Origin of the sequence: Labilibaculum antarcticum, assembly GCF_002356295.1 — a bacterium.
GTDB classification, from domain to species: domain Bacteria; phylum Bacteroidota; class Bacteroidia; order Bacteroidales; family Marinifilaceae; genus Labilibaculum; species Labilibaculum antarcticum.
Genome location: NZ_AP018042.1, coordinates 5,590,420 through 5,609,290, shown reverse-complemented (window position 1 = coordinate 5,609,290; position 18,871 = coordinate 5,590,420). Strand labels below are relative to the sequence as shown.

Annotated in this window: 16 protein-coding genes; 12 read left to right on the top strand and 4 right to left on the bottom strand. The window is 33.9% G+C overall.

The annotated features are described in order from the left end of the window. Positions 1–305: 305 nt before the first annotated feature. Both ALGA_RS22320 and ALGA_RS22315 read left to right on the top strand, forming a co-directional pair. Positions 306–1,931 carry a thiamine pyrophosphate-dependent enzyme gene (locus ALGA_RS22320; protein WP_096433144.1) on the top strand — a complete coding sequence of 542 codons (1,626 nt, stop codon included), beginning with the start codon at positions 306–308 and terminating at the stop codon, positions 1,929–1,931. Positions 1,932–2,047: 116 nt separating this feature from the next. Beyond that, complete coding sequence (locus tag ALGA_RS22315) at positions 2,048–2,632, top strand: indolepyruvate oxidoreductase subunit beta (protein WP_096433142.1); 585 nt, start codon at positions 2,048–2,050, stop codon at positions 2,630–2,632. Between the two features lie 168 nt (positions 2,633–2,800). Here the strand turns inward: ALGA_RS22315 and ALGA_RS22310 are convergent, their stop codons facing one another. From ALGA_RS22310 to ALGA_RS23720, 4 genes are all read right to left on the bottom strand, one after another. After that, a complete protein-coding gene (locus ALGA_RS22310; RefSeq protein ID WP_096433140.1) occupies positions 2,801–3,223 on the bottom strand; it encodes a hypothetical protein in 423 nt (140 codons plus the stop codon). A gap of 234 nt (positions 3,224–3,457) precedes the next feature. Further along, a complete protein-coding gene (gene clcA, locus ALGA_RS22305) occupies positions 3,458–4,804 on the bottom strand; it encodes a H(+)/Cl(-) exchange transporter ClcA (RefSeq protein ID WP_096433138.1) in 1,347 nt (448 codons plus the stop codon). 34 nt (positions 4,805–4,838) lie between these two features. Then, complete coding sequence (locus tag ALGA_RS22300) at positions 4,839–5,456, bottom strand: MarC family protein (RefSeq protein WP_096433136.1); 618 nt, start codon at positions 5,454–5,456, stop codon at positions 4,839–4,841. Between the two features lie 445 nt (positions 5,457–5,901). Next, positions 5,902–6,168 (bottom strand): Na+/H+ antiporter NhaA, encoded by a 267-nt coding sequence (locus ALGA_RS23720; protein WP_096433134.1) that lies wholly within the window; start codon positions 6,166–6,168, stop codon positions 5,902–5,904. A gap of 829 nt (positions 6,169–6,997) precedes the next feature. On the opposite strand from ALGA_RS23720, the gene ALGA_RS22290 reads away from it, so the two are divergent. The 10 genes from ALGA_RS22290 to ALGA_RS22245 all read left to right on the top strand — a co-directional run bounded on the left by ALGA_RS22290 (position 6,998) and on the right by ALGA_RS22245 (position 18,807). Then, the gene (locus ALGA_RS22290) at positions 6,998–7,531 is read left to right on the top strand and encodes a UpxY family transcription antiterminator (protein WP_197705653.1); all 534 of its coding nucleotides are present in this window, start codon (positions 6,998–7,000) and stop codon (positions 7,529–7,531) included. A 389-nt stretch (positions 7,532–7,920) separates the two neighbouring features. Next, the gene (locus ALGA_RS22285; RefSeq protein ID WP_096433130.1) at positions 7,921–8,586 is read left to right on the top strand and encodes a DUF6266 family protein; all 666 of its coding nucleotides are present in this window, start codon (positions 7,921–7,923) and stop codon (positions 8,584–8,586) included. An 84-nt stretch (positions 8,587–8,670) separates the two neighbouring features. Beyond that, positions 8,671–9,051 carry a GxxExxY protein gene (locus ALGA_RS22280; RefSeq protein ID WP_096433128.1) on the top strand — a complete coding sequence of 127 codons (381 nt, stop codon included), beginning with the start codon at positions 8,671–8,673 and terminating at the stop codon, positions 9,049–9,051. Between the two features lie 87 nt (positions 9,052–9,138). Then, complete coding sequence (locus tag ALGA_RS22275) at positions 9,139–9,918, top strand: polysaccharide biosynthesis/export family protein (RefSeq protein ID WP_096433126.1); 780 nt, start codon at positions 9,139–9,141, stop codon at positions 9,916–9,918. A gap of 114 nt (positions 9,919–10,032) precedes the next feature. After that, complete coding sequence (locus tag ALGA_RS22270; protein WP_096433124.1) at positions 10,033–12,546, top strand: polysaccharide biosynthesis tyrosine autokinase; 2,514 nt, start codon at positions 10,033–10,035, stop codon at positions 12,544–12,546. A gap of 55 nt (positions 12,547–12,601) precedes the next feature. Then, entirely contained in the window at positions 12,602–13,870 is a 1,269-nt protein-coding gene (locus ALGA_RS22265) for a nucleotide sugar dehydrogenase (RefSeq protein ID WP_096433122.1), read from the top strand. A gap of 19 nt (positions 13,871–13,889) precedes the next feature. Continuing rightward, positions 13,890–14,942 (top strand): SDR family oxidoreductase, encoded by a 1,053-nt coding sequence (locus tag ALGA_RS22260; RefSeq protein ID WP_096433120.1) that lies wholly within the window; start codon positions 13,890–13,892, stop codon positions 14,940–14,942. Positions 14,943–14,978: 36 nt separating this feature from the next. After that, complete coding sequence (locus tag ALGA_RS22255) at positions 14,979–16,544, top strand: lipopolysaccharide biosynthesis protein (RefSeq protein WP_096433118.1); 1,566 nt, start codon at positions 14,979–14,981, stop codon at positions 16,542–16,544. 5 nt (positions 16,545–16,549) lie between these two features. After that, the gene (locus ALGA_RS22250; RefSeq protein ID WP_096433116.1) at positions 16,550–17,827 is read left to right on the top strand and encodes a hypothetical protein; all 1,278 of its coding nucleotides are present in this window, start codon (positions 16,550–16,552) and stop codon (positions 17,825–17,827) included. Continuing rightward, positions 17,824–18,807, top strand: coding sequence for a polysaccharide pyruvyl transferase family protein (locus ALGA_RS22245; protein ID WP_096433114.1), 984 nt, complete (start codon positions 17,824–17,826; stop codon positions 18,805–18,807). Before ALGA_RS22250 ends, ALGA_RS22245 begins: the two co-directional genes overlap by 4 nt. Positions 18,808–18,871: the final 64 nt, after the last annotated feature.

Here is an 18,871-nt window from a genome sequence, read left to right as displayed (position 1 = left end):
AATTTAGCATCAATTAATAGAAACAAAGCCGTTTTTCGTTACAAATTATAAGTTATTAGATGGAATTAGCTGCTATATATTATTTCGTAAATGCGTATCTTGTTGGATACTTGAAATTATTTGGCGGACTATAAATTCTATTTCCTACCCCGATCTTTGTGATCAGACTTCACTATTCTATTTATTGAGTAATTGTAATTGATGCATATGTACATCAATAATTGATATAATTAGGCACTTCGTCTTTTTGTTTATAAAAAGTGTCTTAACTTATAGAGTAACCAAAATAGTTAAACAAATATAACATGCAAAAGTCTTTATTATTAGGCGTTGAAGCCATTGCTCAAGGAGCAATTGATGGTGGAATGTCGGGTGTTTATGCATATCCGGGAACTCCTTCTACTGAAATTACCGAATATGTTCAACATTCGAAACAAGCAAATGAATTAAATATTCACAGCGATTGGGCTGCCAATGAAAAAACAGCCATGGAATCAGCTCTTGGGATGTCGTATGCTGGCAAAAGAGCAATGGTTTGTATGAAGCACGTTGGATTAAACGTTGCTGCCGATTGTTTTATGAATGCTGCTATTACTGGAACAAATGGTGGTTTGTTAGTTGTTGTTGCAGATGATCCATCTATGCACTCTTCTCAAAATGAGCAAGATTCCCGTGTATATGGTAAGTTTGCTATGATACCAATATTGGAACCGTCAAATCAGCAGGAGGCATACGATATGGCTCGTTTTGGTTTCGAATTGTCTGAAGCTTGCGAGATTCCTGTAATGATGAGAATTACAACTCGTTTGGCTCACTCCCGTGCGGGTGTTGCAAGATCTGCCGAAGTAATCGTTCAAAATAAATTGAAACTTCCAGAAGATAAGCTTCAATTCGTATTACTTCCTGCTATCGCGCGCAAGCGTTACAGGAAATTGCTAAGCAATCAGGAAAAATTTGAAGCAGTTTCTGAAGATTCAGTGTTTAACTCATATATAGATGCTACCGATAAGTCAATGGGTATTATTGCTTGTGGATTGGGATATAATTATTTGATGGAAAATTATCCTGACGGAGATTGTCCATATCCAGTTGTTAAAATCAGTCAGTATCCAATTCCTCGTACAATGGTTCAAAAAATCACCAGCGAGTGTGATAAAGTGATGGTATTGGAAGAAGGTTATCCGGTTATCGAAGAAATATTGAAAGGATATTTAGAGAAAGAAGCCGTTATTGGTCGTTTGGATGGAACTCTTTCACGAGATGGTGAGCTGACTCCTGATATGGTTGGGAAAGCTCTTGGTTTTGAAATAAAAGAAAGTTTTGAAGTTCCAAGCATCGTTGCTGCCCGTCCGCCGGCATTGTGTGTTGGATGTAGTCATATTGATGTTTACAAGGCCTTGAATGAGGTTGTTGCTGAGTACGGAGGAGGTCGAGTATTCGCAGATATAGGTTGCTATACTTTAGGAGCCTTGCCTCCATTTAATGCAATTAACTCTTGCGTTGATATGGGAGCATCTATTACTATGGCTAAAGGTGCTGCTGATGCAGGATTGATTCCGTCTGTAGCTGTTATTGGTGATTCAACATTTACGCACTCAGGTATGACTGGATTATTGGATGCTATCAATGAGAAAACTCCAATTACAGTAATAATTTCTGATAATGAATCAATCTCTATGACAGGTGGTCAAAAATCATCTGCGAAAGGGAAGTTAGAAGCTATTTGTTTAGGCTTAGGAGTAGAGAAGGAGCACATTCATGTATTGCTTCCAGTGCCTAAGAAACATGATGAGATAAAGGAAATCTTCCGTAAAGAGATGGAGTACAATGGAGTTTCGGTAATTATTCCCCGTCGTGTTTGTGTACAGAAGAATGTGCGAGATCAAAAAATTAAGAAAGCAGCCATGGCAAAAGCAGCTGCTAAAGCTTAGTCGAATATTAATCTGAAAAAATAAAGAGATGAAACGTTCGTAATTAAATAATTACAAGATTAATTATTTGATATACGGTAAGTTCCATCTGACTTTAACTAAAAAATTTGAAACAGATGAAAACAGATATGGTCATAGCAGGTGTTGGTGGTCAAGGGATTTTATCCATTGCTGCTGCTTTAGGTTCTGCTGCATTAGACAACGATTTATATATGAAACAAGCTGAAACTCATGGTATGAGTCAGCGTGGTGGTGATGTTCAGTCATTCATGAGAATTTCTGACAAACCAATTTATTCTGATTTGATTCCTAAAGGAGGTGCTGATATTATTTTGTCAGTAGAGCCAATGGAGGCGTTACGTTATCTGCCTTACTTGAAAAAGGGTGGTTATGTAGTAACAAATTCGACTCCTTTCATTAATATTAACAACTATCCAGAGCAAGAAAAATTGGAGGCAACGATTAAAGCCTTGCCAAATTATGTGTTGATTGATGCGGATAGAATCGCAAAAGAAGAAGTTGGTTCTGCACGTGCTTTTAACTTTGTAATGTTGGGCGCTGCATCCCCTTTTATTGATGTTCCATTCGAATATTTGGAAGAAGGTATCCGTAAAATTTTTGCCAGGAAAGGTGACGAAGTGGTGGATATGAATATTAAGGCTCTTCATGCCGGACGTAAGTTCTCGCAAGAAAACAGATAGTCAAAATTCAACTACAATAACTTAAAATCCCCGTTTGGAATTCTTTCCTTACGGGGATTTTTTTATAATTTGTGACAAGGAAATCAAAAATAACTAAACTGGAAATTTGAGTGAATTCCCCTTTTAAAGTAATCCTTTAACCTTATTCCTTTCGCATTTATACTTGTTTTATTCTTTATTGTCCAAAATTTCACTGATTGTTCGCAAACAAGTTGCTATTTCTCTTTTAAAAGGATGATTGGGCATAATTCCACTTTCTGCGTCCAGCCCATTTAAAATACCCATCCAGATTGCACTTAGTCCAAATCCAACCAGAACATCTTTGTTGTAGTTTTCGACAAATAACTGTCGGTATTGTTCCGTAAAATCATTGAAGTTGACTGCTATTTGAAATGCATAAGAAGCATCTGGATTTTCTCCATTATTTATGTGAAAATCTAACATCTTAACAAAGTGCTCCGACAGCTTTTTAGCTTCTACATCAATTTCTTCCCTTTTACTCGGATTTATATCCATATCGTGCACACCCTTCAGAATCAAAAGATCCAGGTCTTCAGTGCATATTTTATCTTTTAATAATATTGGTTCCATGTTTGTTGTGTTTTATATGAGAATATCTAAATTACTCGATAAATATGAAATTGCTTCTCCCTACGATCATTGTTTCGTATAAAATATTTTTACACAAAATAGATGTTGCACTTGAATTTGAAGCATGGTTAAAGTTTGTTTTTTGCTATTTTTAATTTACTGTTTTGCAACGGTTCTGTGAGAAGTTAGGAATTAAATTCACCGGCTTTACGCGGCTATTTGCCAGGCTTTATTCTATTCCTCAAATTTGTTTTTCTGTTTCGCATTTGCTAATGTACGTTTTAATAGGGTTGAATAAATTGGTTTATTTCCAAGAAATGATGTTAATACAGATGCTGTAACTGTGGTAATGATTAAAGGTAAAATTAATTCATAGTTTGATGTCATTTCTACCGCAAGCACTAATCCTGTAAGAGGTGCTCTTACAGTTGCTGCAAAAATGCCCGCCATTCCTGCTATGGTATAAACGCCTGGGTTTGAAATTAGCTGGGGAAAAAAGTGTTGCATGCTTACACCGAACAGCATCCCTAAAATAACCCCAAGTGTAAGCATAGGTAAAAAAATTCCTCCAGGTACACCAAAACTATAACTGAATAAGGACAGCAGCATTCTTGCGGCAAACAAAAATAATAGAAAAGATAAGGTGAAAGAATGGTCGAGTACTTTGGCAATTGTATTGTATCCGCCACCTATCATGTCCGGAGAAAAGATACCAATTATTGCTATGATTACCCCCACAAAGATCCCTGTATAAATAACGGGCAGTTTCGAGGAGAATTGGAAGAAATCTAAAGATAGAATAAGGAGCTTATTGTAAAAAAGGCCAACAATACTGCATAGTAAGCCTAGACATATAAATAGCCATAATCCATATATGTTTGGGCTTGGAAATACAGTCATCTGTATAATAGGTTTAGACCCAACCATCATTCTAACAATAAAGTCTGATGTTCCTGCACCTATCATGATGGACGCTAACGAATAAAAATTAAATTTAAAATGGCCGTGCATTTCTTCGATAACGAAAATAATTCCTGCAAAAGGTGCATTAAAGGCACTTGCAAGTCCTGCAGCGGCACCGGCAGAGACCAATGAGTTTTTTTCAATATCGGACAGGCCTAGGGTGTCTTTCACCATCTGACCAATATTGGCTCCCAATTGAATTGTAGGACCTTCACGCCCTAACAGCAACCCGCTTCCCAAAGAAAATAAGGAAGCAATAAATTTGATGGGAAGTACTCTTTTCCAACGCATGGGACGTAGGCCATCCAATGCGCCCTCTATTTCTTGAACTCCACTTCCAGAGGCTTCAGGGGCATATCTTCTCACTAAAAACAAAGCAATGCTTATTCCGATGATTGCAAACAGAATAGGCCAAAGCCAGCTCATGAATCCCGAATGGCCTGCATGATGATATAAGATATCCCTGAAACTTTCGATATAGCTAAGTATAATTCTAAAAAAGCCACCAACAAGTCCGACAATAAGTCCGATAATCAGTGCATAAAACAGATGTTTGAAGTGTTTTGTATTTTCGTCGTTAAGTCGATGATGGGAAAAATTGGATAAATTAAGGGACATAGTAAATTAGAAGATTGTATTGTTTAAAATTGAATTAACTTAAGTGGAATGCAAGTTTGATGCCTTGAACGATCATTCCAATTCCCATTATTGAAATAATTAACCCCATTATTTTCCCGATAACAGTTATTATATTATGACCTATTTTTTCAAGGATGTATTCACTAAAAAGGAAGGCTAAGTAAGTGATACAGCACATTATCCCAAAAATAAAAATGACTATGCCAATATGAAAATAACTGTTGTCGGAAACAAAACTCATAGCTGTAACGATGGTTCCTGGGCCTGCTAATATAGGTATTGCCAAAGGTGACACGGCAATGTTTTCATCAATCTTTACTTTTTGCAGGTGCTTTATATTTGATTTTTTTGATTGCAGCATTTCAAAACCTACATAAAAAAGCAAGATACCACCCGTTATTTTAAAGGCAGGTATTGTAATTCCAAATAATTCAAATATAAATTTTCCTAACAGCACAAATATCAATACAATCAAAAATGCAATTATGTTTGCTTTTTTATTAATTGTATTTTTCGTTGTTTCATCGGCGTCTTCAACTAACGACAAGAAAATAGGAATATTGGCAATTGGGTTCATTATGGCAAAAAAACCTGTAAATACAGATAAAGAGAAGGTCAAATATTCTATCATGTTATTATTTTTTCGTTTTAATTTACACGCCCACCCATGCCTGGCATACAGGTAATGCATGTGTGAGTCGCACATCGGTCTACATCACTTATCTCGCGTGATTGCAATTTGTCGTTATTCTGTCCATCAAAATGTGGATTTGAAGGGCTTCTATTTTTTCAAGAGAAATGCTCTTTATATGTACATCCCTTTTTTTAACCTAACTAAGGTATCCTTTTTATGAGGCAAAAGCGAAAATCTTATATGAAACGTCCATGATTAAATAATTATTAACTCACACACGAGAATGATGATTTACTCATGCTAAGTTCTCCGATAGATCAGGACAGGCTATATGATCCTAAAATGAAAAATATAAACAGATGAAATATGAATTGTTTTATAGGTCCTAATTTCATCAGTGGATAAAATATGACCAATGGTTTTGGTATTATTTGTTTTGAATTTAACGACTCTCAATCCTAAGAATCAAATAGCCAATTATGCCCGAAATAAATGAGCCGATCAAGATACCGATTTTAGTAAAATCGATAAATTCACGATTAATAACAAAAGCTAGGTTCGTAATAAATATTGCCATTGCAAATCCAATACCAGCCAGAAATGCTATTCCTACAACCTGAATGGCTTTTACTCCTTTGGGTAATTCAGCTAATTTTAGTTTTATGACGATAAAAGATATAAGGGAAACTCCAATACTTTTTCCAATGATTAAACAAAGGGCAGTTGATTACCAGTTGTATTTCCAACTTTCTTAATTTGATAGCTTTACTATCATGTATTTAGTCTTATTGAAATTTTCTGCTTGTATCTTAAGAATATTTTATCGTCAAGTAATTTGTTTTGATTAGAGTTCTGATTCGAATTTAGTCGGTCTTTTAAAATTACTTATTGATTTATTCTCTGAATAGTTTAAATAATCGGGAAGATTTTTTTTGTAACATTAATTTAACACCAAAAGAATCATCCTATTTCAGACAATTTAGTCTTTTATTGTGGTGAACGTCATTTTAATTAGTATCAATGATCGTTTTTTGCGTACAAAACAATTTAACAATAAGTTTTTATCGGTTATTAGTTCGTTCGTAAAATACATTTCGTTTGGCTTATTATCGCATTTTATTTAAAAATTGTAGTCCTGAAGTATTCCTTGGAGTATTAATCAATTTAATATTGGTGTGTCTCGAACTTTGTGGTGTAAATGGTTATATTACAAGTGATTATTGTTTGTAGTATTTTAGTTTTTATTGTTTCTTAAATAGGTTTTCTCTTGTTTTTATCAGAATGTAATTCTCGAATCCACCTAGTTTTAAGGTTAATTTTAGAATATACCCTTTTTCGGGTATTGATCGTTTAACTAAATCATAATATGTTTGTAGTGCATCGACTAGTTGTATGGCTAGTAGATTTATTTTGTTTAAGAATTACGGTTGCTATAGCTTAAAGTATGGGACTGAAGGGGCGAAGCTGTACAATGCATCGATAGAAATATTACTTTAGTGAATCAATACTATTTAGCTGAAATCTAAAAAAAAAGAATTTTGAATCTGAAAAAAGCACCGAGTAGTTGGTACGCAATATATACCAAATCAAGATCTGAGAAGAAGTTGTATGATGAGCTTATAGAAAAAGGATTGGAAGGTTACATGCCTGTAAGAAAGGAGTTGCGTGTATGGAGCGATCGTAAAAAATGGGTGGAAACTCCATTGTTTACATCTTATGTATTCGTTAGGGTTAATAAATTTGAATACTTTGAAGTGCTTAAGTCTGATTTGGCTGTTCGCTATGTTTCTTTTGAAGGAAAAGCAGTACCTATTCCTGCAAATCAAATCGAAGCGATAAGGTTCTTTTTATCGGATTCCAATCGAGATGTTGAAATGACTTCTGAAAACCTAAAGAAAGGCGATCTGCTTGAAGTTATAAAGGGGCCATTAAAAGGTGTTCAAGGAGAGGTCATACAAATGAGAGGGAAAAGCCGCATCGTTCTACGTTTTCCTAGTTTAGGATGCTGTGTTCATACTGAAATTTCCCTGGCTGAAGTGGAACCGATAAAGAAGAAAGAAGTTGAGAAATAAGTCAATTAGAAGATTTGCTTTTTTTTGTTTTTAATTTCCAACAAGACAGGAACAGGGCTGGATAGTTTCTGGAACAAGTCTGGGTAAAGCCAATGTTGATGTGATGAAGATTAGGTGGGGGTATGTCAATTTAAGGAAACAGGTGATGAACTGCTGTTTTTTTATTGTTGTCTTTACGTTAAGATTTTTGTTTTGTTTTCGTTTTGCTACGAAAATTTATTTTTTTTTAACAAGACAGTAAGTCCTCGTGACTTTGAAGTCGTTTATCAAGTAGTCAATTTATTCATTTATATGGTATTGATTAACTTCTAGGTTGGAGTTTAATCTTAAAGCCAAAGTTTTTTTAATAAAACTCTCGCTTTTGTCTTCTGTAAAATTCTATTCAAAATATGGCTAATATAAAAGATAAGTTATTAACCGGTTTAGTTGGTCAGGTAATTATTTCTCATCGTTATGGTAAAACTTATTTGCGTAGTAAGCCAACTCATGTTAAAAATCCTCGAACACCAGGACAAGTAAATCAAAGAGGTAAATTTAAGGCGGCGAGTAATTTTGTGAGTTTAAATTTGGTTGAATTGATCAGACCCTTCTGGAATCCGGAAGCTCGACGTAATGCCATGAGTGGTCAGAATCTCTTTTGTAAATTGAATACGCACGCTTTTACTATTGATGGGGTACCTGATATGGCGAAACTTAAATTGACAAGTGGTGATTTAGGAGGAATAGAGGAGTTTAAGGCGGTAATAATAGAGAAGAATAGTATTTGTTTTAATTGGCACAATAATTCGAGAGACAAAAAAACTAGTGATTCCAATGAGTTTAAACTGTTTGGAATGAATGCGAATTTAAAGGTGGAAGAAATTTCAACCGATGCCATTCGTAAAAGTGAAACTTTTCTTTTTGACCTAAATGAAAATGTTTATTCTTATTTGTTTTGTTTTTTTTGGAACCCAAAATTAGAATTGGCTTCGGAAAGTGAGTGGGTTGATTGCTCCCAATTTTGGACTAGTGAGATAAAGCTGGAGGAATTGACTTACGTGCCAGAGGTGAAGTAGATTTATGCTTTTCTTGGCGATGGAATAGCTGAATTATTAGATTGGATATATAAATTGTTATTATTTATTGAAAAGAAGTTAATCATGGATAAAATTGCTTGTTGTACTGACTTTAATCAACTGATTGAAATAGGCCAATATATTTACAAACAACTTGGTAATGGTTTGGCTGGACATGTTTATCAAGATGTGTTTGAATTGGAGCTGGAGTTGAGGAATGTAAAATATTTTTCGGATGAGGTAATTGAAAACACAGGAGCAATTGAAAACTTACTTTGTATTGATGATATTGCTGTTGGTATAAAATCGAATAGTTTGTTGACAGAAAATCAGGAAGAGGAATTTGTAAATAATTTAAACAAAGAAGATTATTCCAAAGGATTACTTTTTAATTTTGGATCGCAGAACTTGCAATTATTTAAAGTGGGGGAGCATTCTTTTTCAGAAAAATATAGACTGCAGTAATAAATTTTAGGACTACTAATATGGATATACCTTTTGAATTTAAAGATGTAATCAAAAGCTTGAAAACTACTAATTAAATTTATAAACATGAAAATAGTAACAATTCCAACATTGCTTTTATTGGTCTTTTTTGTTTCCTGTATACCTCAGAAAAAGACGGTTTATATGCGTGATGTAAGTGGGAAAAGAAAATACGAAAATCCCTACGTTAAAGCTGAAGATGTAACTGAAGCTTATACCATTCAAGCTGGTGATTATCTTTATATTCGTGTGTTAACACCTGATGAAACAGTCGCAGGTTTGTATAATTTGACCTCCGGGCAAAGCAGTATGACTAATATGGGTGATGGTAGTAGTATGCGATTTCTTAGTTATCAGGTGAGTGATGACGGTAATATCGATTTTCCTTATGTTGGAAAGGTTAATGTTACTGGCAAGACATTGAAGCAGATAAAAGATCAAATGCAGGAGATTTTGAAAAATCATATTGATACTTTTTCTCTTCAGGTACAGCTGACCAATGCCCAATTTACAATTTTAGGTGAAGTTAGAGCTCCTGGACAGTACAATATGAATAAAGATCAAATAAATATTTTTGAGGCAATTGCTTTGGCTGGCGACCTCACTATTTATGGAAAAAGGCGTATGGTTAAAATTGTTCGACCTACTGCCAATGGGACAAAAACTATAACCGTTAATTTATCGGATCGAAATCTTATTGATAGTCAGGATTACTATATTTTACCTAACGATCTTGTTTATATTGAGCCAATTAAAGCAAAGATGTGGGGAGTTGGAGAATCTTTTTCCTTAGCGCTAATATCAAGTTTACTCAGCTTGTTTTTGTTAGCAAATACTTTGAAGTAGTTTAGATCCCAGGTCTTTTACTTCTTGGTTTTTCAAACTGGTAAAATAAAGTTTAATAGATATTTTGCCTTTTAATTATCTTCTGACAACTCTTTTTTTTTCAATAATTCAATTATGAATTCAACCAATATTAATAATCATTCTTCAGAGAATAATATCTTTTCGAATGGCAATTCCTATCAAACGGAAAAACCTGATCTGAAAAAGTGGGTTTTTCTCTTTCTTTCAAATTGGCGTTGGTTTGCAGCTTTTTTAATTCTTGGTTTAGCCATTGCATTTTTCGTTAATAAATTTACTGCGCCAGTTTATAAAATTGGGGCATCTGTATTAGTAAAGAGCAATGATCAAAGTAATATGCCTGAAGAAATGGCGATGATGAGTGGTTTTTCTTCACCGGATATGAAGAATTTTGAAAATCAGGCGATTCTTTTGAAAACCGAATCTCAGATTTTACGAACCTTGGATCAACTTGATTTCAATGTTAGTTATTATACCAAGGGAAAATTTACTGTTCCTGCGTATAATTTCCGAAATGTAATGAAGACAATAAATACTAGTATTTATTCAAAACAGCAATATCAGAAAAAGGAATTTTATCAGGAGAATTCAATACGGGTAATTTTGGATCCAGATCATGATCAGGTACTTGATGTTGTATTTAATCTTGCCTTGAACAGTAACGGGCAATTGCAACTTGAAGCGAAGGCGGAAGATGCAGTTGTGCATAGTTTTTCATATAATAAAGATATTGGAAATTTGCCCTCTTTTGCGATCAATGAGGAGGTACGCTTGGGTCAATTAATAGAGGGCGATTATTATTCTTTTTTGATTGAGGCGGATGAAACAGATTTGAATGAATTATTAGTAGACAATGAGCTTTCTTTTGTGATTCGGGATAATAAACGTTTGGTAAAAGATTTCGAGAAAATTAATGTTGCATTTGCTCCAAAAGGTGCATCTATTGCAAATCTTTCTTTAACAGGAACTTGTTTGAACAAATCAAAACTCTTTCTCAATAAATTGATGGAAGTGTGGATTCAGAATAATTTGGATCAGAAAAATCAAATTGCGAACAATACTATTTCATTTATTGATCAGCAACTTTATGGGCTTAGTGATACACTTGGGCGCATGGGGGCAAAATTGCAGAAGTTCAGAACTTCAAACAATGTGGTGAAGCCTACGGTACAGGTTGAGGCAGCATATCAGAAAATTCAGGAGCTGGATTCGGAGACTTCAAAATTGCAAATGCAGGCTTCCTATTTTGAGCGTTTACAAGGATATCTTAATAAAAGAGAAGATTACGACAAGTTAATATCTCCAGCGTCAGTTGGGATAGAGCAGTCTGTTTTGGGGGAGTATATTGCTCAATTGGCTGAAGTGAGAGCTGCCTTATTTCAATACAAAGGGAAGGAGAAGTTGAATAATCCGTATTTAGAGAAGCTTCAACGCCAGGAAGGGACTTTATTAGCGACTCTGTATGAGAACATTACTTCGCAAAAGGAGTATATTGAGCATCAATTAAAGGCCTTGTGGATACAAAAGGTAGACTTAAGGAAAGCACAAAATTTATTGCCTGGTAAGGAACAGCAGTTTATGAATATTCAACGAACTTATGATTTAAATAATGGACTTTATACTTCGCTTCTTGAAAAAAGAGTAGAGGCTCAAATTCAAAAGGCGTCAAATTTGCCGGATAATGAAGTTGTTGAGTCAGCACATTTTGAACAAATGATGCAGTTAAAGGGTATGCAGGTATTTTTTCTTGGGGGAATACTAGGATTGTTTTTCCCAGCCTTGTTTATTTTTCTAAAGGCCTTTTTTAATAATAAAATTGAATCAAAAGAAGATTTAGAAGCGATTTGCTCCGTACCAATAATCGGTAGTATTGCACAAAGCAAAAAGGACGGAGATGTTCTTACTCAGAAGCATCCACAGGATCCGGTTACAGAATCTTTTAGAGCTCTTCGAACCAGACTTGATTATCTTACAAAAGGAAGTGCTCAAAAAACATTGCTAATAACGTCTTCTATTTCAGGTGAAGGGAAAACTTTTTGTGCCTTAAATATTAGTGGTATTTATGCATTAGCAGGAAAGAAAACTATAATACTTGGTTTTGATCTCAGAAGACCTCAATTAGGAAAATATCTTGAAATTCCGGAACATAAGGGGATATCAACTTATTTAATTGGGAAAGACAAGCTGGAAGAAGTTATCCAAAATACGAAATACACGAATTTGGATTGTATTGTCTCAGGTCCTGTTCCTCCAAACCCTGCAGAGTTAATTGATTCTTATAAGACTAAAGTGTTATTTGAAGCGCTAAGCAAAAAATACGATTGTATTGTTATTGATACTAGTCCTGTAGGAATGGTATCGGATTCATTGTTGTTGAGCCCATTTGCTAATGCGAGTTTATTTGTAACTCGTCACCAATTAACCAATAAGAGCTTTTTTAGTCAGAATATGAAACTATTACAAGAGGCTCAATTCAAAAATGTTGGTTTGATATTAAATGGGATTAAAGGTAAAAGTTATGGATATGGATACGGCTACGGATATGGATATGAATCTGCGGATGTTGTTTCAGATGAGTTTGTTGAAGTACCAACAACGCCTGTAAAGTAAAAATGAAATACTATAACCTTTAGAGTTCAAATAAATTGTATTAAAATAAAAATTGATGAAGACAATAAATCCTAAAATTGCGGTGATTGGGCTTGGTTATGTTGGGTTGCCTTTGGCTGTTGAATTTGGAAAAAAATATATTACAATTGGTTTTGATATAAATTCAGATCGAATATCAGAATTAGAAATGGGTAATGATAGGACTCTTGAAGTAACAAGTGAAAATTTACTTTTATCAGAATTGTTAAGTTTTACTAATGATACTGAAATTCTGAGTCAGTTTAATGTGTTTATTGTTACGGTACCGACACCTATTGATAAGAATAATCGTCCTGATTTAAGCCCATTACTTAAGGCTTCAGAAACAGTTGGAAAAGCATTAAAAAAAGGTGATGTCGTTATATATGAGTCAACAGTATATCCGGGTGCAACTGAAGAGGATTGCGTCCCAGTATTAGAAAAAATTAGTGGTTTAACATTTAATAAGGATTTCTTTTGTGGTTACTCTCCGGAGAGGATAAACCCGGGAGATAAGGTTCATACTGTCACAAAGATTCGTAAGGTTACGTCTGGATCTAATGCAGAGACAGCAGATTATGTTGATTCGTTGTATGCGTCAATCATTACAGCAGGAACATTTAAGGCTTCATCAATTAAAGTTGCAGAGGCAGCAAAAGTTATTGAAAATTCCCAGCGTGATATTAATATCGCTTTTGTAAATGAACTTTCTGTGATATTTAGTCTATTAGGAATTGATACTCACGAAGTTTTAGAAGCTGCAGGTACTAAATGGAATTTCCTGCCATTTAAACCAGGATTAGTTGGAGGTCATTGTATTGGGGTTGATCCTTATTATCTAACCCAAAAAGCACAAGAGGTTGGTTATAATCCTGAAATTATATTAGCTGGTCGTCGATTGAATGATCGAATGTCTGCTTATGTAGCATCAAGGATAATTAAAGAAATGATAAAGAAAAAACATCGAATTGCTGATTCTAAAGTTTTGGTTTTAGGTATTACTTTCAAAGAAAACTGTCCTGATATTCGTAATTCTAAAGTGTTTGATCTTGTTAAAGAATTTGTGGAGTTTGGATGTGAGGTTGATGTGTTTGATCCATGGGCAGATGAGCAAGAAGTGAAAAAAGCATATAGTTTGAATTTGCTGTCAAGAATTAATGGTGATACATATGATGCTATTGTTTTAGCAGTAGCACATAAGGAGTTCGAAGATATAGATATTGCTGCCCTCAGAAATGGTTCTAATGCTGTTATTTATGATATTAAAGGGGTTCTCCCAAAAGAATTGATTGATTGTCGATTGTAATGTGTTTTAAAAAATTTAAATGAATAGAATAATTACAAATTCGAAAGTTGTCGTAACAGGTGGAGCTGGCTTTATTGGTTCTAATCTTTGTGAGGTGCTTTTGAAACAAAATAATGATGTAACCTGTCTTGATAATTTCTCTACAGGCTTCACACATAATATAGAGGCTTTTTTATCGAATCCTAAGTTTAAAATTATTGAGGGTGATATTCGAAATTATAAGGATTGTCAAAAAGCAGTAGAAGGAGCTGACTATGTATTGCATCAGGCTGCTCTTGGTTCAGTTCCTCGTTCCATTGTAGATCCAATGACCGCTACTGACGTGAATATTGGTGGGTTTGTGAAAATGCTCCATGCTGCGGCTCAGGCCAAAGTAAAACGATTTGTTTATGCTGCTAGTTCTTCAACTTATGGTGATTCAATAAATTTACCAAAAGTTGAACATATTATAGGGAATGCTCTATCACCATATGCTATTACAAAGTATGTTGATGAATTGTACGCTAAAAATTTCTCTGATCTTTATGGAATTGAGACAATTGGATTACGATACTTTAATGTTTTTGGTCGACGTCAAGATCCTAACGGAGCTTACGCAGCCGTAATACCGAAGTTCGTGCAAACACTAATTAAACATGAAAGTCCATTAATCAACGGAGATGGATCTTTTAGTCGTGACTTTACTTATATTGATAATGTGATTCAAGCCAACCAATTGGCTGCTATTACTCCAACAGAAGTTTTATTGGAACGAATGAAAGGATATAATGCGACACGGGGTATTGCATCTAATAACTCAGATGATAAATCTATCAGTGAAGTGTTTAACGTGGCTTTTGGCGAAAGAACTAATCTTAACGAATTGGTGCAAATATTAATAGATAACCTTTCGAAATTCGATGCTGAAATTGCTAACATTCAAATACAGCACGGCCCAAATCGTGCAGGAGATATTCCTCATTCTTTGGCTTCTATCGAAAAAGGAAAGACCTTATTGGGATATGAGCCGGGATATTCGATAAGAAAAGGATTGGAAGAGGCGACGGAATGGTATTGGGAGAATTTAAAATAAAATTATCCTTTTTTATTTTTTTACATTATAATAAATATGGCAATAAATCAACTTAAAGCAGGAGCTACTCTTTCCTATGTAACTATTGTCCTAACCAATATTGTTGGTTTATTAATGACTCCGTTTATTTTAAAAATGTTGGGAGCTGCTGAGTATGGCTTGTACGTATTAATAGGGGCTTTTGTTGGTTATTTGACTCTTTTAGATTTCGGATTGAATAATACAATTGTTAGGTTCGTTGCAAAGTATAGAGCTGAAAAAGATGCGGAGGGGGAAGCCAATTTCCTTGGTATGAGTATTTTTATTTATTGTTGTATCTCATTGGTTTTAGTGCTTCTAGGAGTCATTTTTTATTACAATTTAGAGAGTGTATTTGATAAATCGATGTCTGTTGTGGAGCTGGGGAAAGCTAAGGTCATGTTTGTTATATTGATTTTTAATCTAGCAATAACTTTACCAGGTAATTCATTTGCAGGGATCGCTTCAGGATATGAAAAATTTGTATTCCCAAGAATTGCAAGTATTATTAAGTATATCATACGATCAATTCTAATAGTTACGATTTTATTTTTTGAAGCAAAATCAGTTGGAATGGTTATTTTGGATACAATTATGAATTTGATGTTAATAAGTGCAAATGCATATTATGCAATCAAAATTTTAAAAATTAAAATTTCATTTAAACGATTTGATAAGAATTTATTAAAGATAATATTTAGATATTCAGTTTGGATTTTCGTTTTTGCGTTGGTTGGTCAGTTTCAATGGAAGAGTGGGCAAATGGTATTAGGTGTTTTAACAAGTACTACCACTGTTGCTATATTTGCAATTGGTATAATGTTAGGCTCTTACTATGGTGCTTTTTCGAGTGCAATTACGGGTGTTTTTCTTCCAAGGGCAACTAAAATGGCTGTAGAAGAGGCTTCGGGCGAGGAGTTAACCGACATGATGATACGTATTGGTCGTATTTCATTACTTGTTTTGTTATATGTTTTTGGCGCATTTTTACTATACGGTCAACAATTTATAATCCTATGGGTTGGTGAGGAGTTTATTGAAGCTTGGCGCATAGCACTACTAATAATGGTTGCTTATACTGTGCCCTTAGTACAAGGATTTGGAAATTCTATTCTTGAGGCCAAAGGGAAGTTGGCTTTTAAAGCTGTTTTGTACCTATCATTTGTTACTATTGGCACTGCTTCAGGTGCATATTTAGCTCCTAAATATGGTGCTACGGGTATGATTATTGGAAGTGTTTCTGGATGGTTAATCTCGCAGAATATAATGAATATCTACTATACAAAAGTTATAAACTTAAATATTATGCGCTTTTTTAGTGAGTTGACGCATCGACTTTTGTTGAGTATGATTGGAATCCTTCTGGTTGGAATGTTGATTAGGTTACTTCCAGGTAATGGGTGGTCTAATTTTGTAGTAAAGGCATCTTTATACTCATTGATGTATATTATTACTATGTATAAGATAGGTATGCGTGACTATGAAGTAGAGATACTAAGAAGTCTTATTTATAAAGGGAAGGGAGCTTTAAAATACTCTAGGATTGGGATAAAGTTAATAGGAATTTTTAATTCAAAAATATAATTTAAATGATTGTACTTAGAGATATTATAATTAAAGACAATGGTAGAACCGTATTGTATGATTATACCGTTAGTAAAGAGTTGTCCAAATATTTTAGAGCGAATGACTCGTACTTTGCTTCTTATGATATTGATGTATCTTCAGTTCCGAAGAGTATCTTATGTATCCCTTTTATGTCTAATTTTTTACCTATTGCTTGGTTTTTAGGTGTGGAAATAAAATGTAAGGAAATTGATAAAATTTTTTATGAAAGTGCTTTTTTAATTAAAAAAGAGTTTCAAAAGATGTATCCTAAACATATGTTGGGTGGCGATTTGCAAGTCGAAAGCATTATTGAAAACTCAGGAGCAAATTCAGGGAAGAAAGCTATGCTATTTAGCGGTGGTGTTGATGCGGTTTCAGTATATGTTAGACATGCTGCTAGTAATCTGGCTTTGTTTTCTATATGGGGAGCTGATATTGAATTGAATGACAAATTAAGATGGAGTGACTTAGTAAATTATAATGACTCTCAGAAATATTTGGCTCATAATCCAAAGTATTATATTAAATCAAATTTAAGGGATTTCTATACTAGTAAACTTGATTTGGATTTGGATTTAGGCTGGTGGGGCTATGTTCAACATGGAATGGCTCTGCTGGGTGTTACTGCTCCTTTAGCTTATATACTTGGTATTGAAACTCTGTATATTGCATCTTCACATACTAAAGAAACACAACTTAGTTGGGGTTCTAATCCCACTACGGATGAGCTGTTAAAATGGACTAATACAAAAATAGTACACGAATGTTATGATTTAACACGAGTGGAAAAGGTTAAGACTATCACAGATTTTTCAATTAATAATAAGATACCTCTTGGCTTGAGAGTGTGCTATTCTGAAAGAAGAGATAGTTTAAATTGTAGTGTGTGCGAAAAGTGCATACGTACTATAATGGCAATTGTGTTATGTGGTGATGACCCTAATAAATATGGATTCAGGGTTGATTCATCGTTTTACGTTTTAGTAAAGAAGCTATTGAAAACAGGCATTAAAAAGCCGAGTCATGTTTTATATTGGAAGGATTTACAAGTTAAAGCTAAGCAAAGCAATAATGTATTTGTGTTTGAAAATCCTAATCTTGAAATGGAGGAAATTAAATGGTTTTTGGAGTTTGACTTGAAGGTGACGAAACAGGGTGAGACAGCTAAGGGGATAGCTAGGTTTAAGGCTGGTCTAATAAATAAATACCCAAACATTTTTAAGTTTTATATGAATATTAGGTTAAAATTTGTTAAATGAAACATGCACTATTAACATATCAAGAAGGAAATACAACATATAATTTGGGAGATAATATACAAAGTCTCGCAGCACGTCAATATATAAATAAGAATCATGTTTTTATTAATAGGGAAAAGCTTTTTCATTATTCAGGAGAAGAAGTAAAGCTTATTCTGAATGGGTGGTTTACTCATAATTTATTTAATTGGGTACCTTCAAAAAAAATTCACCCTTTATTTATCTCATTTCATTTGAATTCTAGTGCTGCTCCTTTTTTATTGAATGAAAAAAGCATTGCTTATTTAAAGGAACATGAGCCTATTGGATGTCGTGATAAATATACTGTTAAGTTATTGAAAGAGAGAGGAGTTGAGGCTTATTTTTCAGGGTGTTTGACATTGACTCTTGATAGTTATAAAGTTGATGATTCTTTAAGAACAGATGATATTTACATCGTTGACCCATTTTTTAACTATCCGACATTTTCATCTGTGACAGTAGATTTGAAAACATTCATAAGAAGTCTGGTGAATGGTGATATTTTAAAAATTGGTAAGAAGAGTAAACATTTAAAGAAAATAATTCATTCTGACCTACTGAAAAACGCAAAATATAATACACAAGTACTTTCTAAAGGCAAATTATCGGATGATGAAAAATTCCAATTAGCCGATAAGTATCTTAAAGAATATTCAAAAGCAAAACTAGTTATTACTTCTCGAATTCATTGTGCATTACCTTGTTTAGCAATGGGAACACCTGTAATCTTTATTAATAGTTTTAATTCTAAGGTTGATACTTGCCGTTTTGATGGAATAATTGACTTTTTCAATAGGATAGATATAGATAAGGAAGGAAATATTACTAATAATTTTAATTTGAAAGGATTAATAACAAAAAAAACTAATGTTGTTAATTTAACTAATCATTTACCTGTTGTTAAAGACTTGAAAAACACTTGTTCTTCCTTCATAGAAGAAGCTTATCCTGCTACATAAATTATATGCGGGTAAGTCACAAGGTCGAAATATTAGTTACATAATTGAAATTGTACATCGAAAG

Coding starts and splice junctions, on each gene's coding strand:
- ALGA_RS22300 (WP_096433136.1), bottom strand. CDS start 5,456: ATGATAGAATATTTGACCTTCTCTTTATCTGTATTTACAGGTTTTTTT.
- clcA (WP_096433138.1), bottom strand. CDS start 4,804: ATGTCCCTTAATTTATCCAATTTTTCCCATCATCGACTTAACGACGAA.
- ALGA_RS22245 (WP_096433114.1), top strand. CDS start 17,824: ATGAAACATGCACTATTAACATATCAAGAAGGAAATACAACATATAAT.
- ALGA_RS22315 (WP_096433142.1), top strand. CDS start 2,048: ATGAAAACAGATATGGTCATAGCAGGTGTTGGTGGTCAAGGGATTTTA.
- ALGA_RS22275 (WP_096433126.1), top strand. CDS start 9,139: ATGAAAATAGTAACAATTCCAACATTGCTTTTATTGGTCTTTTTTGTT.
- ALGA_RS22320 (WP_096433144.1), top strand. CDS start 306: ATGCAAAAGTCTTTATTATTAGGCGTTGAAGCCATTGCTCAAGGAGCA.
- ALGA_RS22265 (WP_096433122.1), top strand. CDS start 12,602: ATGAAGACAATAAATCCTAAAATTGCGGTGATTGGGCTTGGTTATGTT.
- ALGA_RS22280 (WP_096433128.1), top strand. CDS start 8,671: ATGGATAAAATTGCTTGTTGTACTGACTTTAATCAACTGATTGAAATA.
- ALGA_RS22260 (WP_096433120.1), top strand. CDS start 13,890: ATGAATAGAATAATTACAAATTCGAAAGTTGTCGTAACAGGTGGAGCT.
- ALGA_RS22270 (WP_096433124.1), top strand. CDS start 10,033: ATGAATTCAACCAATATTAATAATCATTCTTCAGAGAATAATATCTTT.
- ALGA_RS22310 (WP_096433140.1), bottom strand. CDS start 3,223: ATGGAACCAATATTATTAAAAGATAAAATATGCACTGAAGACCTGGAT.
- ALGA_RS22285 (WP_096433130.1), top strand. CDS start 7,921: ATGGCTAATATAAAAGATAAGTTATTAACCGGTTTAGTTGGTCAGGTA.
- ALGA_RS22255 (WP_096433118.1), top strand. CDS start 14,979: ATGGCAATAAATCAACTTAAAGCAGGAGCTACTCTTTCCTATGTAACT.
- ALGA_RS22250 (WP_096433116.1), top strand. CDS start 16,550: ATGATTGTACTTAGAGATATTATAATTAAAGACAATGGTAGAACCGTA.